Source organism: Thermomonospora umbrina (assembly GCF_003386555.1).
GTDB classification, from domain to species: domain Bacteria; phylum Actinomycetota; class Actinomycetes; order Streptosporangiales; family Streptosporangiaceae; genus Thermomonospora; species Thermomonospora umbrina.
On sequence record NZ_QTTT01000001.1, the window covers coordinates 5,138,882 to 5,152,209 of the forward strand.

Below are 13,328 nucleotides of genomic sequence, written 5' to 3' on the forward strand. Positions count from 1 at the left end.
CGGGCCGGCCCCTTCGTACTGTCGGTGTTCGAACATATAATCGAACACATGGACGACACGCGCACCACAGCCCGGCCCGGCGACCTTCCCCAGGCCGAGATCGCCGCGCTTGCCCTCTCGCTCGCCCACCTCGGCAACGGCCCCCAGGCGTCCGTCGCGCGCCGCGCCCTGCGCCACCTCACCGCCGACCTCGACACCGCCGACCCCGTCGTCACCGACACCCTCGCCACCCTCACCGCCCCCCTCGCCGAGACCACCGCCGACCGCGCCCGCGTGATCGCCGAGGCCATCACCGAACGCCGCGTGATCCGCCTCTGCTACGGCGACGCCCGCGCCAACGTGACCATCCGCGAGGTCGAGCCCGTCACCTGCCTGGTCCACCGCGACCAGTGGCACTTCATCGGCTGGTGCCGCCTCCGCCGAGGCGTCCGCGCCTTCCGCTTCGACCGCATCCTCGCCGTCGAGCCCACCGGCACCCCCGCCGCCCCCCGCCCCGTCGCCGGCTACCTCCCCTGGCGCCGCACCCCGACCCCCTGACCCCCTGACCCCCGGACGTCCTGGCCCCCGATCTGGCGGCCGCGGCGGGAACCCCCTGCTCGCCGCGGCCGCCCCTGCCCTCCCGACGCCGTCCTGCACCAACGCCAAGGCCCCGGCCGGACGCGGCCCGGCTCCGCTGGCCTGCGGCTCCATTCGTCGCGGCGGGGTCATGCGTGTCGGGCTGGGGCCGTCCCCCTGGCGCTCTTCGGCTTGCGCCATTGCCCGCCGGTCGTTGCGTCGGCGGGTCGGCTGGTTCTGGGTCGCGGCCCGTGTGATGGGGGCGGTCGACGTGGGTTGCGGGCGGGGGGGCCGGGCGGTGGGGTCTCGGGGCGCTGGGGTGGTCAGAGGAGGGCCGAGTAGGTGCCGCCGTCGATGGGGGTGGCGGTGCCGGTGACGAAGGAGGCGTGGTCGGAGCACAGGAAGGCGGCGTAGGCGCCGAAGGCGGCGGGGTCGCCGAGGCGGCGCATGGGGATCTGTTCGGCCGCCTGGGAGAGGTCGCCGTCGTGGAGGGCCTGCAGGCGGGGGGTCTCGTGGGAGCCGGGGAGCAGGGAGTTGACGGTGACGCCGTCCTCGGCGACCTCTAGGGCGAGGGTCTTGAGGAAGCCGGTGGCCCCCGCGCGGGCGGTGTTGGACAGGATGAGGCCGGGGATGGGCTGGCGTACCGCGATCGAGGTGATGGCCAGGACGCGGCCCCAGCCGCGTCGACGCATCGGGGGGACGGCGGCCTGGCACATGGCGACCACCGACAGCAGGTTGAGCTCCAGGGCCGGCAGGTAGGCGTCCAGGTCGGTGGAGGTGAAGTCGCCCGCCGGGGGGCCGCCGGCGTTGGTGACGAGGATGTCCACGCTGCCGAGGGCCTCTTGGGCGTGGTGGATGAAGCCGATCGCGCCATCGGGAGTGCTCACGTCCGCCTCGATCGCGTGGGCGTTCTCGCCCAGGGAGGCGGCGGCCCTGCGGAGTCGTTCCGGGTCCCGTCCGCAGATCGCCACGTGGACGCCCTCGGCGGCCAGTGCGCGGGCGGTGGCGAGGCCGAGGCCGCTGCTGGCGGCGGCGATGGCGGCACGGCGGCCTGAGAGTCCAAGGTCCATTCTCGGAAGTTACCCGGGCCGCGGGCGCGTGCCACCTGTGCCTTCGGTCGGCGTCCGCCGGGACGTGATCCCGCCTAGGTGAAGTCGACCGTGCGCGCGACACCCTCCGTCACGGCCTCCGAGAGCAGGCCGGTACGGGCGAACGCGGCGCGCTGGAGGGCCGCCCCGTTGCCGCGTCGCAGCAGTCGGCCGAGGAGGTCTTGTACGGCGTCCAGGTCGCCCGAGTCCTCCAGGGCCGGGCGTACGTGGTCGACCAGGTCCTTCACCACCGCCTCGGCCGGCGCCGGGCGTCCCGTCACCGGATGGACCAGGTCGTCGGTGAGGCCGGAGCGGCCCGCCCGCCACATCGCCATGCGGACCACCTCGGTGCGCACCGGGTCCGGGGGCCGGCCCTCCTCCCAGGCGCGGGCGGCCGTCTCGACCAGCGCGCGGGCCAGCGCCGCGACGAGGGCCGTGTCGTCGGCGACCAGGCACACGTCGCAGACCCGGATCTCCACGGTGGGGTAGCGACGGGACAGCCGGGCGTCGAAGTAGACCATCCCCTCGTCGAGGAGGGCCCCGGTCGCGATCATCTCCTGCACGGTGCGGTGGTAGGCGGCGGGCGTCCCGAACGGTCCCGTCGGGCCGCTGGACGGCCACCCGCCCCACACCTGCTGCCGCCAGCTCTCGTACCCGGTGTCGCGGCCCTGCCAGAACGGGGAGTTGGCGGTGAGGGCCAGCAGCGGCGGCAGCCAGGGCCGGATCCGGTCCAGCACCCCGACGCCCTCCTCCGGGGAGTCCACGTTCACGTGGACGTGGCAGCCGCAGATCAACTGCTCGTCGGCGGTGCGGGCGTACTCGTCGGCCATCTGCCGGTACCGGCTGGACGGGGTGATCGACGGGCGCACGGCCACCGGCGAGGTCGCCAGCGCGGCGATTTGCACACCCGCGCCCCGCGCGGCCTCGGCCGCGGCCCGCCGTCCCCGCCGCACCTGCTCGGCGAGATCGTCCAGTGAGGTGCACGGTCGGGTGCCGATCTCCAGTTGCTCGCGCTGGAGTTCGTGCTCCATCCCGCCCTCGGCGACCCCTCCGGGCAGGCCCGTGCCATGCTCGCCGGCGTACCGGAGCACGGCGCCCGACATCGCCCGAGGGGCCCCGCCGTCGGGGTCGACGAGCAGGAGTTCCTCTTCCACACCGAAGCTGCGCAGACCCATCCCCATGGTGTGCCCGAAATCGCCCCGAGTACGGGCAAACGGGGTGTCATCGCAGGTAAAGGCCATTCCCGGGACCGCCTCGAAGGCGTCCGGTCACCGGGTGGGGTCTCGGCGGACGGAGTCGAGGGCCAGGAGGGCCACATGGAGGGAGGTGCAGGAGTCGACGTCGTCGAGGTCGGTGCCGAGGACGCGCTCGATGCGGCGCAGCCGTTCGTAGAAGGCGGGGCGGGACAGATGGGCCTGCTGGGCGGCGACGGCCTTGTTGCGCCCGGCCTCCAGGTAGACGGTCAGGATGCGGGTGAGGTCGCCGCCGCGCTGGGCGTCGTGCTCCAAAAGGGCGCCCAGTTCGCGTTCCACGAAGGTCTGGAGGCGGGCGTCGTCGCGCAGCAGATGGAGAAGGCCGCGCAGGCGCAGATCGGGGAGGCGGTAGAAGAGGCGGTCGTCGGAGCCCCGGGAGGCCACGTCGGCGACCTGCTCGGCCTCCAGGAACGAGCGGCGGACGTCGCGGATGGACTCCACGACCGAGCCGGCGGCCATGACCGGGCCCTCGCCGCAGGCCGCGCGGACCCGTCGGGCGACCTCGTTCAGGGAGCGTTCGGCGTCGGCGCGGGCGGGCAGCGAGGCCAGCACGCCGACGCGCGCGCCGCCGCCGACACCGTGCGGGGTGCCCTCGTCGAGGACGCCGACGAGGGCGGGGAGGCGGGCGTCCCGGCAGGCGGCGGTGGCCGCCTCGGCCAGGGCGGCGAGCTCCTCGTGCGGCGGGACCCCAGAGAGGGGGCCCGCGCCCGCGCGGGGACGCAGCACCACTCCCAGCAGTCGACGTCCGGCCAGCGGCACGCCCAGCGCGCGGGCGCGGGCGGCGGCCTCTTGGGGATCGGTGTGGGCGTGCGCCAGGATGCTCGCGATGATCGTGCCGTGCGCCTGCCGTTCGAGGCTCTCGGCGTGCCGGTCCAGCAGCCGGGCCAGCGCCAGGGTGGTGGCGGCCCGTTCGACCAGCACGACGTCACGGGGCGAGGGCTCCCGACCGCTGACGATGATCAGCCGGCCCCAGTCCTCGTCACGGGCGCCGACAGCGGTGACCAGCCAGCCGGACGAGGGGTCGTAGGCGGTGCGCTCCTCGTGCCGCACCGCCCGGGACCGGGTCTCCCACATCGCCAGCAGCTCGGCCGGTTCGACGCCGGCGGTCTCGGCGGCCAGCACCTGATGGGACAGGTTCTCCAGCACCACGGGACACCCGGCCAGTGCGGCCACCTGACGGATCACCTCGCCGGGGGAGGCGCCCTCCACGGAGAGCCGCGTGAAGATCTCGTGGAGCTGCTCGGAGGCCCGCAGCTCCTGCAGTTGGGTTTCCAGGATGCGGGCGTGCACGGACTCGGTGATGTCGATGAAGACGGTCTCGCGGGCCAGCGCGATCACCGCGAGGCCGTGCTCCTCGGCGGCCTCCAGCAGCGCGGCGGGCGGTTCGCCGGCCCAGCGGCGGCCCATCTCGATCATCATCCCGCTGATGCCGACGCCGGCCAGCTCCGCCATGTACCGGCGCAGCCGCGAGGGCTCGTTGGGGAGCGCGATCCCGGTGGTGAGCACCAGTTCGCCGCCGTGCAGCAGGTGCGCGATGTCGGTGACCTCGGCGACGTGCACCCAGCGGACGCGCGCGTCGAGCCGGTCGGCGCCGGCGACCACCTTCGGCTGGCCCCGCCGGACCGGATCGAGCTGGAGCACGTCGGCGAGCGTGGGGAGCATCGTCACGATGGTATCGCAACAAAATGTCATTCTCCGGGCCCGATTCGCTTACACAGTGCAGGGGCGTAGGCTCGGCGGAGACGGACACCCGAGCACGAGGGGGGCGCGATGAGCCTGCTCGACGACGGGGCGGTGGCGGCGGAGCTGGCGGCCGCGCCCGGCTGGGAGCGCGACGGCGACGCCATCGTACGGACCGTGGAGCTGGCCGACTTCCGGGCGGCCATGGACTTCGTCAACCGGGTGGCCGGGCTGGCCGAGGCGGCCGACCACCATCCCGACATCACCATCCGGTGGAACAAGGTCACGCTGACCCTGTCGACCCACTCGGCGGGCGGCCTCACCCGCAAGGACTTCGATCTCGCACGGAGCATCGACGCGCGGTGAGCCGCGCCGGCCGCGACGCGACCCGACCCGACAGCGTGTCAAGGAAACCGCCGTACTACCGACACTGTGTCCGGTGGTGCCGGACCCTCGCCCCCTCCAGACTTGACGCATGTCGGACTTGCTTGCACGCCACCGCGCGGTCATGCCGGACTGGGTGGCCCTCTACTACGACCGGCCCATCGAGATCGTCGAAGGCCGGGGCAACCGGGTCACGGACGCCGACGGCACCACCTACCTCGACTTCTTCGCCGGCATCCTCACCAACATGATCGGCTACGACGTGCCGGAGGTGCGGGAGGCCGTCGAGCGCCGATTGGCGACCGGCGTCGTGCACACCTCCACGGCGTACCTGCTGCGCGGACAGGTGGAGCTGGCCGAGAAGATCGCCCGCCTGTCCGGCATCGAGGACGCCAAGGTCTTCTTCACCAACTCCGGCACCGAGGCCAACGAGACGGCGTTGCTGCTGGCCACCTACGCCCGCAAGTCCGACCAGGTGCTGGCCATGCGGCAGAGCTACCACGGCCGGTCGTTCGGCGCGCTCGGCGTGACCGGCAACCGGGCCTGGAAGAACAACTCCTACTCGCCGCTGAACGTGCACTTCCTGCACGGCGCCGACCGGCATCTGCCGCAGTTCGCCCGGCTGTCGGATCACGACTACATCAAGGTGTGCACCGAGGACCTGCGTCACGTGCTCGCCACCGCCACCGGCGGCGACGTGGCCGCGCTGATCGCCGAGCCGATCCAGGGCGTCGGCGGCTTCACGATGGCCCCGGACGGCCTGTTCGCCGCCTACCGGGAGGTCCTGGACGAGTACGGCGCGCTGTTCATCTCCGACGAGGTGCAGACCGGCTGGGGACGGACGGGGGAGACCTTCTTCGGCATCCAGGCCCACGGAGTGACACCGGACGTGATGACCTTCGCCAAGGGCCTCGGCAACGGCTTCGCGGTCGGCGGCGTCGTCGCCCGCGGGGACCTGATGGACGCGCTGCACGCGGTGGGCCTGTCGACCTTCGGCGGCAACCCGATCTCCATGGCCGCCGCCAACGCCACCCTGGACTACGTCCTCGACCACGACCTCCAGGCCAACGCGGCCCGCACGGGCGCGATCGTCATGGACGGGCTGCGGGAGGCCGCCGGGCGGCTGCCGGTCGTGGGCGAGGTGCGCGGCAAGGGCCTGATGTTCGCGATCGAGCTGGTGGATCCGGGGACCGGGGAGCCGGCCCCCGCCCTGGCCGGGGTGATGATGGAGGAGACCAGGAGGCGCGGTCTGCTGGCGGGCAAGGGCGGTCTGTACGGCAACGTCATCCGGATGGCCCCGCCCCTCACGCTGACCGAGGCCGAGGCCAAGGAGGGCCTGGGCATCCTGATCGACTCCATGGAAGCGACGAACGAGGCGAGCGAGTGAACGCTGTGAACGGCAAGCACCTTCGGCACTGGATCAACGGCAAGCCCCACGACGGCCCGGCCGAACGCCGAGGCGACGTCTACGACCCGGCCACCGGCCGCGTCTCCGGCACGGTCGACTTCGCCGGCCCGACGGAGGTGGAGGCCGCCGTCGCCGCCGCGCGGGACGCCTTCCCGGCGTGGCGGGACGCCTCGCTGTCCAAGCGGGCCGGCGTGCTGTTCCGGTTCCGCGAACTGCTGACCCGGCACCGGGACGAGATCGCCCGGCTGATCAGCGCCGAGCACGGCAAGGTGGTGTCCGACGCGGCGGGGGAGGTGGCCCGGGGCCTGGAGGTCGTGGAGTTCGCCTGCGGGATCCCGCACCTGCTCAAGGGCGGCTTCTCCGAGAACGTCTCGACCCGGGTGGACGCCTACTCGATCCTGCAGCCGCTGGGCGTGGTGGCGGGGATCACCCCGTTCAACTTCCCGGCCATGGTGCCGATGTGGATGTTCCCGGTGGCCATCGCCTGCGGCAACACGTTCATCCTGAAGCCGTCGGAGAAGGACCCGTCGGCCTCGATCCGGATCGCCGAGCTGTGGGCCGAGGCGGGGCTGCCGGACGGGGTGTTCAACGTGGTCCACGGCGACAAGGTCGCGGTGGACGGGCTGCTGGAGCACCCGGACGTCAAGGCGGTCAGCTTCGTGGGCTCGACCCCGATCGCCCGGTACATCTATGAGACGGCCGCCCGCAACGGCAAGCGGGTGCAGGCCCTCGGCGGGGCCAAGAACCACATGGTGGTGCTGCCGGACGCCGACCTCGACCTGGCGGCGGACGCGGCGGTGTCGGCCGGCTTCGGCTCGGCGGGCGAGCGTTGCATGGCCATCTCGGTGCTGGTCGCGGTGGACCCGGTGGGCGACGCGCTGATGGACAAGATCGCCGAGCGGGTGGCGCGGCTGCGGATCGGCCCCGGCCACGACCCGCGTTCGGAGATGGGCCCGCTGGTGACCGGGCCCCACCGCGACAAGGTCGCCTCGTACATCGACGGCGGTCGCGCGCAGGGCGCCACGGTGGCGATCGACGGTCGCGCCACACCCGTCAACGGCGGGGAGGACGCCGAGGAGTACCGCGACGGGTTCTGGCTCGGCCCCACGGTGCTCGACCACGTCACCGCGGAGATGGACGCCTACCGGGACGAGATCTTCGGCCCGGTGCTGTCGGTGGTGCGGGTCTCCTCCTACGACGAGGCCATGAGGCTGCTCGCGGACAACCCGTACGGCAACGGGACCGCGATCTTCACCAACGACGGCGGCGCGGCCCGTCGCTTCCAGAACGAGGTGGAGGTCGGCATGGTCGGCATCAACGTGCCGATCCCGGTGCCGATGGCGTACTACTCGTTCGGCGGCTGGAAGGCGTCGCTGTTCGGCGACAGCCACGCCCACGGGATGGAGGGCGTGCACTTCTACACCCGCACCAAGGCGGTCACCGCCCGCTGGCTGGACCCGAGTCACGGCGGCGTCGAGCTCGGCTTCCCGACCAACGGCTGAGCCCGTCTCGGCGACCTCGATCCCGCCGGACGTCGGACCCCGACTCCGGCGGGATCCCCGTGTCATCCGGCCTCCCGGAGCCGGTCTCGGTCAATGCCGCCAAAATGGGGCAAATCGCCCTTCGAGGGGGGCTGTGACCCGGGGGCGAGGGGACCGCGACCGGGGAGAACCCGCAGGTCCCCGGCCCGGGGATTTCCATCGCGGGTAGGTTTTCGTCGTCGCTTTCCCACATGACCCTTCAGACAAATAATAGTCACACCCATTGACCGTATCTGTGTGGTGCGACACACTCGAAACCGACTCAATTCAGGGAGTGCGCATAAACAAAGGCCGGGACCGGGGAGTCGGGTCAAGGTCGCAGTTCCGGTCTCGCCGACCACACGCAGGGAGTCACCCGTGCCCAGGGACCATGGCGTACCCGCCGACGATCACGCAGCCGAGGTCGAGGCGCTGAACCGGCGCTATCCCCGGTGGACCATCTGGTTCGGGCTCTTCACCCGCAGTTGGTGGGCGCTCCCGCCGCGCGAGCAGGGGCTCGGCGGCTTCGTCGAGGCCGAGACGCCCCAGCGCCTGGTCGCCCGGATCGAGAACCACCGGTCCGGCGCCGTGATCGCCGAGGTCCGCAGGTCGGCGGCCCCGCCGCGCCCGCCCGTCCCCGCGCAGCCCCCGCACCCCGGCACCGGTCCCGTCCCGACGCCCGCCCGGTACGGCACCCGACCCGATCCCCGACCCGACTCCCGGCACGATGTGCGGCGTCCCTCGAATCTCCTCCGGCTCGAGGCAGACACCCCGCCGCCCGCGCGCCGGGTGCCGGCGGTCGCGTGGCCGGGCGGCCCTGCAAGGTGAACCGCTGTCCCCCGCCCGGCCACGCACCGCCGGTCATCCCCCCGACCGGCTGCGGAATCCGTCATCGGAGCCCTTGATCCGGCCGTTCCCTTTTCGGTCGGATGGGTCGTCGAGAATGCCGACTCCCGCTGAAGACAAAGGGCGCGTCACCGGTCGCCGTGGATCCGAACGAGGAATTCTTCCCGCGCCGACGAACGGATCGTGCGGTCCCGCCGCGCCGCCGTGGCCGCGCGCCCGGCCTCCGAGTGCCGGGGCACCCGGGTACGCTGCCACGATGAACACCGGGCGCCCGCCCGGTCGGGGATGACGCCGTCCCGGCGGAGCGCACCGCGGCCGTTCGCCGACGGCGACCCGGGACGGTCCGGCGGAGGTTGTGGGAGAGGTATGGAGCAGTCTGGTCCCGTGGGCCGAGCCACCCGGGCGTTGACCGGGGCGACCCGGTCGCTGCGCGGACTGGGCGTCCGCCACCGCGCCGCCGCCGCCCTGGCGGTGCTCACCGTGCTGGCGCTGATCGTCGTGGCCGCCGGACGTGACGGCGACGGCCCGCCGGTCGGCACGGTACGGGCCGCCCAGTCGCTCGGCCCGGGGGAGGGCGCGCTCAGCCTGGTGACCTGGCCGGGGCTGGTCGAGAACGGCTCCACCGACCCGCGCGTCAACTGGGTGACCCCCTTCGAGGAGCGCACGAACTGCAAGGTCACGATCAGACCGGTCTCCACCGCCGAGGAGATGGTGGAGCTGATGTCCGACCCGGACCGGCGCTACGACGGCGTCTCCGCGCCCCCGGAGGTCGCGGGTCGGCTGATCGAGACGGGCCAGGCGGCCCCCGTCAACCCCGACCTGGTGGAGGGGTACAAGCAGCTCGAGTCCCGGCTGCGGTCCCTCCTCAAGCAGGACGACACCGTCTACGGGGTGCCGTACGTGTGGGGCTCGAACCTGCTGATGTACGACCAGCGCTCCGTGCGCCCCGCCCCCACGGGGTGGTCGGCGCTGTTCGACCCGGACGAGGCCGCCCGGTACCGCGGCAAGCTGATCATGCGGGACACCCCGCTGGCCCTCGCCGAGGCCGCGCTGTACCTGCGGTCCGAGAAGAAGTCGCTGGACATCACCGACCCGTACGCGCTGACCCCCGAGCAGCTCGACGCCGCCGCCGACGTGGTGCGCGACCAGCGGGCGAACGTCACGACCCTCTGGTCCCAGCCCGCCGAGGCGGTCAGCGCCTTCGCCGGGGGAGAGGCCGTCATGGGCCAGGTCTGGTCCTACCACCTGGACGTGCTGACCCGGGCGGACCGCCCGGTCGCGGGCATCGTGCCGGAGGAGGGTGTGACCGGCTGGGCGAACTCGTGGCTGATGGGCTCCCGCGTGCAGCACCCCAACTGCATGTACCAGTGGATGAAGTGGGCGTCCTCACCGGACGTGCAGCAGCAGGTGGCCGAGTGGGCCGGAGTGGCGCCCGCCAACCCGGAGACGTGCGAGTCGGACCTGTTGAAGGCGTCCTTCTGCGCCGCCCACCGGGTCGGCGACGGCTCGTACCTCAAGAAGGTGATCTTCGCCCGGTCGCCCAGCAAGGACTGCGGCGAGGGCCGGCGCGAGTGCACCGACTACGCCGAGTGGACCAGGGCCTGGCAGGAGGCGCGGGGCCTCACCGGCGGCTGACCCCCGCATCTCGGGCGCGGACATGAGAGGGCGCGTCCGGCCGCCCCCTGCCGAACGCGCCCTCCCCAACGCCGGGTGTTCTGGGTAACCCCCCGAAAACCCAGAACACCCTTCCTGGTGGAGCGAATCAGCGGTACTTCACCGCCGTCTCCGGAGCCGGTCCGCCATCGGCGGAACGGCCCCCTGCGCCGGATCGACCCGACGGGGCTCCGGCAGGGCGGGTGCGCAGTCGGCGCACGCGAACACCCCTGAGCCGTTCGGCAGGCAGCCGACGCGCACGTGCGGGCGTGGCCACCGCTTGTGGCAGACGACGCAGGCGTCGCCCTCACGCTGCACGGCGCTCAGCGCGCCGGGGTCGAGAACGTACTCGCCCGTACGGCCCATTGCTCACCCCCCGTGAGGCGGGACCGGCTTATCGTGCTTCCTTTATAGGTGCTCGGCCGTGTACCCGCCGTTATGAAGCCTCCAAGTCGCGGCAAAAACCCCGGTCCGGCGTGAACCCGGAGGCCGTGTCGTGACCCCGCCCCGGGTCGCCGTCCGGTAAGGGGCGCGCGACCCGGCCGGACTTGCCGTTCTTTGCCGATTCGGTGGTGTTGCCCGTTACGGGATCCGGTGAGGAACCCGTGGTCCGACCGAACGGAGGACCGATGATCGAGCAATGGGGTCGTGCCTGGTGGATGCTCGCGCTGCGCGGCGCGGTGGCGATCCTGTTCGGCCTGCTGGCGTGGATCTGGCCGGGCATCACCGTGTGGGCGCTGGTGCTGCTGTTCGGGATCTACGCCCTGGCGGACGGGGTCCTGGCCCTGGTCGCGGCGTTCCGCGGCGCGTCCGGGTCCTCGCGGGGGTGGCTGGTGGTCGCCGGCGTCGCCGGCATCGTCGCCGGCGTGGTGGCGTTCGCCTGGCCCGGGGTGACCGCGCTGGCGCTGCTGATGCTGATCGCGGCCTGGGCGGTGGTCACCGGGGTCTTCGAGATCGTGGCGGCCCTGTCGCTGCGCCGGGAGATCGAGGGCGAGTGGTGGTATGTGGCGGGCGGCGCGCTGTCGGTGCTGTTCGGGTTCCTGCTGTTCCTCTGGCCGGTCGGCGGGGCGCTCGCGGTGGTGTGGCTGATCGGCCTGTTCTCGATCCTGTTCGGGATCGCGCTGGTCGCCGCGGCGTTCCGGGTCAAGCGCCTGGCCGGCTTCGCCCGACGGGGCGCCGGGCCGGAGGATCGGCCGGGAGGCACGGCCGCCGCTCACTCCTGACCGCTGCGCGGATCGCGCCCGTCGCCGCATCGCCGGGGGTCACTCCTTGAGGTGCTTCTCGAAGCAGAGGCTGAGGACGTTGCCCACGTAGGAGCCGAACGCCGGGATCCGACGGTAGCCGCTGGACTGGTAGAGGGCGATGGACTCGGGCTGCAGGTCGCCGGTCTCCAACCGGAGGGTGCGGACGCCCTTGGCGACGGCCTTCGCCTCCAGGGCGTCGAGCAGGTTGCGGGAGATGCCCTGCCCGCGGTGGGCGGGACGCACGTACATGCGGGTGACCTCGGCGACCCGGGGCTCCAGCGGTTTGAGGCCGGCGCATCCCACCGGCTCGCGGTCGATGCGGGCCACCACGAACTCCACCTGCGGGTCGATGCCCTTGGGGGCCTCGTCCGTGCCCGGGTAGCGGGCCTCCAGTTCGGTCTGCTGCTCGGCGCACAGCGCGATGACGGCGGGGTCGTAGGGGGTGGCCGGGCTGATGTCGACGATCACGGTGATTCGCTTCACAAGCCCGAACGTACGTCCGGCTTGTTAGCCGGGTGTTAACGGAGCATGACCGCGGGGTCAGGGTCGGGGCCGCCCCACGGGGGTCCCGTGGGGCGGCCGTGCCCGGCTAGGCCACCTGGGCCTGCCGGTAGAGGGCCTGCTCGGAGCTTCCGAAGTACGGCCCGAACATCACGTTCGGCAGGAACCGGTAGCCGAAGCTGTTCACCGAGGCCACGGTGCCGAGGCCGGTCTTCTCGTCGAAGGTCTGGAACCACGGACCGCCGCTGGAGCCGCCGGTCATGTTGCAGTGCATGCCCATCGCCTGGGTGCCCAGGATGTCGTCGAAGACCCGGCCGCTGCAGTAGATGAGCCGCTCCCCGTTGTAGGGCGCCGCCGCCGGGTAGCCGAAGGCGTACATGTTCGCCCCGCGCGGCTGGTTGAACGCCAGGCCCTGGCCGCCGACCGTGTCCGTGAGCGTCTTGCCGTTCTGGTTGTTGACCACGGCGGCGCCCATGTCGTGGTTGATGTCCTCGGCGGAGTCCCACTGGGCGGTGGACAGGATCTGGCGGGCCGTCCACGTGCCGTGCGGGCGCTTGCCGTTGTCGTACCCGGGGACGAACACCCAGTTGGTGTGCCAGTTGCCGTCCATCTTGACGCAGTGCCCGGCGGTGATCACGGTGCTCTTGTTGCCGCTGGTCACCGCGTTGCCCGAGCACGACGCGTCACGGCCCTTGTGGGTGAAGAACACGCGGCCGGCCGTCTGGACGACCGCGCCGGCGCCCGTCCAGGGGCCGCCGCCGTTGGGCAGCGCCGACGGGGTCGCCAGCCGCGGCGTGGGCCCCGAACCGCCGGTCAGGCCCAGCGTGTACGTCAGCGGGGCCGCCGACTTCATGCGGGCCTCGCTCCAGTACCTGAGCACCCGCTGCTGCTCCGTGGGGGAGACCGCCTGGTTCCGCATTCCGGGCCGGGGCTCGGCCGGGTCGTCCGCGAGCGCGGAGGACGGGGCCGGCAGCGCCAGCAACGCGGTGCCGGCGGCGATCACCAGCGTCCGGATGGATCGCTTCATACGTCGTTACCACCTTCCGCGGCCGGTGCTCCCGGCCGCATCGCCGTACGGACTGCCTGCCGCCGATTCCCGCGCCAGGTTCCTGGCACGGCAGGCCCCGAAACCGGCGGACACGTTCCGGAGTCAGAAAGTTACTGCCCGAACATGATCCGCGCAGACCAATCCAGGG

Annotated in this window: 13 protein-coding genes; 7 read left to right on the forward strand and 6 right to left on the reverse strand. The window is 72.6% G+C overall.

Features of this window, described 5'->3' with window-relative positions; all coding sequences use genetic code 11:
- The first annotated feature begins 48 nt into the window (after positions 1–48).
- Positions 49–537 carry a helix-turn-helix transcriptional regulator gene (locus DFJ69_RS22895; RefSeq protein WP_116024497.1) on the forward strand — a complete coding sequence of 163 codons (489 nt, stop codon included), beginning with the start codon at positions 49–51 and terminating at the stop codon, positions 535–537.
- Between the two features lie 341 nt (positions 538–878).
- Here DFJ69_RS22895 and DFJ69_RS22900 read toward each other — a convergent pair whose 3' ends face one another.
- The 3 genes from DFJ69_RS22900 to DFJ69_RS22910 all read right to left on the reverse strand — a co-directional run bounded on the left by DFJ69_RS22900 (position 879) and on the right by DFJ69_RS22910 (position 4,558).
- Positions 879–1,625 carry an SDR family oxidoreductase gene (locus DFJ69_RS22900; RefSeq protein ID WP_116024498.1) on the reverse strand — a complete coding sequence of 249 codons (747 nt, stop codon included), beginning with the start codon at positions 1,623–1,625 and terminating at the stop codon, positions 879–881.
- A 74-nt stretch (positions 1,626–1,699) separates the two neighbouring features.
- Positions 1,700–2,818: a carboxylate-amine ligase gene (locus tag DFJ69_RS22905; RefSeq protein ID WP_116024499.1), complete on the reverse strand. Its 1,119-nt coding sequence runs from the start codon at positions 2,816–2,818 to the stop codon at positions 1,700–1,702.
- Between the two features lie 93 nt (positions 2,819–2,911).
- The gene (locus tag DFJ69_RS22910) at positions 2,912–4,558 is read right to left on the reverse strand and encodes a PucR family transcriptional regulator (RefSeq protein WP_116024500.1); all 1,647 of its coding nucleotides are present in this window, start codon (positions 4,556–4,558) and stop codon (positions 2,912–2,914) included.
- A gap of 108 nt (positions 4,559–4,666) precedes the next feature.
- Between DFJ69_RS22910 and DFJ69_RS22915 the strand changes: the two genes are divergently transcribed.
- The 5 genes from DFJ69_RS22915 to DFJ69_RS22935 all read left to right on the forward strand — a co-directional run bounded on the left by DFJ69_RS22915 (position 4,667) and on the right by DFJ69_RS22935 (position 10,369).
- Positions 4,667–4,942: a 4a-hydroxytetrahydrobiopterin dehydratase gene (locus DFJ69_RS22915; protein ID WP_116024501.1), complete on the forward strand. Its 276-nt coding sequence runs from the start codon at positions 4,667–4,669 to the stop codon at positions 4,940–4,942.
- A gap of 109 nt (positions 4,943–5,051) precedes the next feature.
- On the forward strand, positions 5,052–6,347 hold the full coding sequence (locus tag DFJ69_RS22920; RefSeq protein WP_116024502.1) for an aspartate aminotransferase family protein: 1,296 nt from the start codon (positions 5,052–5,054) through the stop codon (positions 6,345–6,347).
- Between the two features lie 5 nt (positions 6,348–6,352).
- Positions 6,353–7,870: a CoA-acylating methylmalonate-semialdehyde dehydrogenase gene (locus DFJ69_RS22925; RefSeq protein WP_116024503.1), complete on the forward strand. Its 1,518-nt coding sequence runs from the start codon at positions 6,353–6,355 to the stop codon at positions 7,868–7,870.
- A gap of 396 nt (positions 7,871–8,266) precedes the next feature.
- Positions 8,267–8,716, forward strand: coding sequence for a hypothetical protein (locus DFJ69_RS22930; protein ID WP_116024504.1), 450 nt, complete (start codon positions 8,267–8,269; stop codon positions 8,714–8,716).
- A 402-nt stretch (positions 8,717–9,118) separates the two neighbouring features.
- The gene (locus tag DFJ69_RS22935) at positions 9,119–10,369 is read left to right on the forward strand and encodes an extracellular solute-binding protein (protein ID WP_245974528.1); all 1,251 of its coding nucleotides are present in this window, start codon (positions 9,119–9,121) and stop codon (positions 10,367–10,369) included.
- Positions 10,370–10,507: 138 nt separating this feature from the next.
- Here DFJ69_RS22935 and DFJ69_RS22940 read toward each other — a convergent pair whose 3' ends face one another.
- Complete coding sequence (locus tag DFJ69_RS22940; RefSeq protein WP_116024506.1) at positions 10,508–10,753, reverse strand: hypothetical protein; 246 nt, start codon at positions 10,751–10,753, stop codon at positions 10,508–10,510.
- Positions 10,754–11,016: 263 nt separating this feature from the next.
- Here DFJ69_RS22940 and DFJ69_RS22945 point away from each other — a divergent pair, with 263 nt between their 5' ends.
- Complete coding sequence (locus tag DFJ69_RS22945) at positions 11,017–11,610, forward strand: HdeD family acid-resistance protein (RefSeq protein WP_116024507.1); 594 nt, start codon at positions 11,017–11,019, stop codon at positions 11,608–11,610.
- A 39-nt stretch (positions 11,611–11,649) separates the two neighbouring features.
- On the opposite strand, the gene DFJ69_RS22950 is transcribed toward DFJ69_RS22945, so the two are convergent.
- Both DFJ69_RS22950 and DFJ69_RS22955 read right to left on the reverse strand, forming a co-directional pair.
- Positions 11,650–12,114, reverse strand: a complete 465-nt coding sequence (locus DFJ69_RS22950; protein WP_211328710.1) for a GNAT family N-acetyltransferase — start codon at positions 12,112–12,114, stop codon at positions 11,650–11,652.
- 106 nt (positions 12,115–12,220) lie between these two features.
- On the reverse strand, positions 12,221–13,159 hold the full coding sequence (locus DFJ69_RS22955) for a trypsin-like serine peptidase (RefSeq protein WP_116024508.1): 939 nt from the start codon (positions 13,157–13,159) through the stop codon (positions 12,221–12,223).
- Between the last annotated feature and the right edge of the window lie 169 nt (positions 13,160–13,328).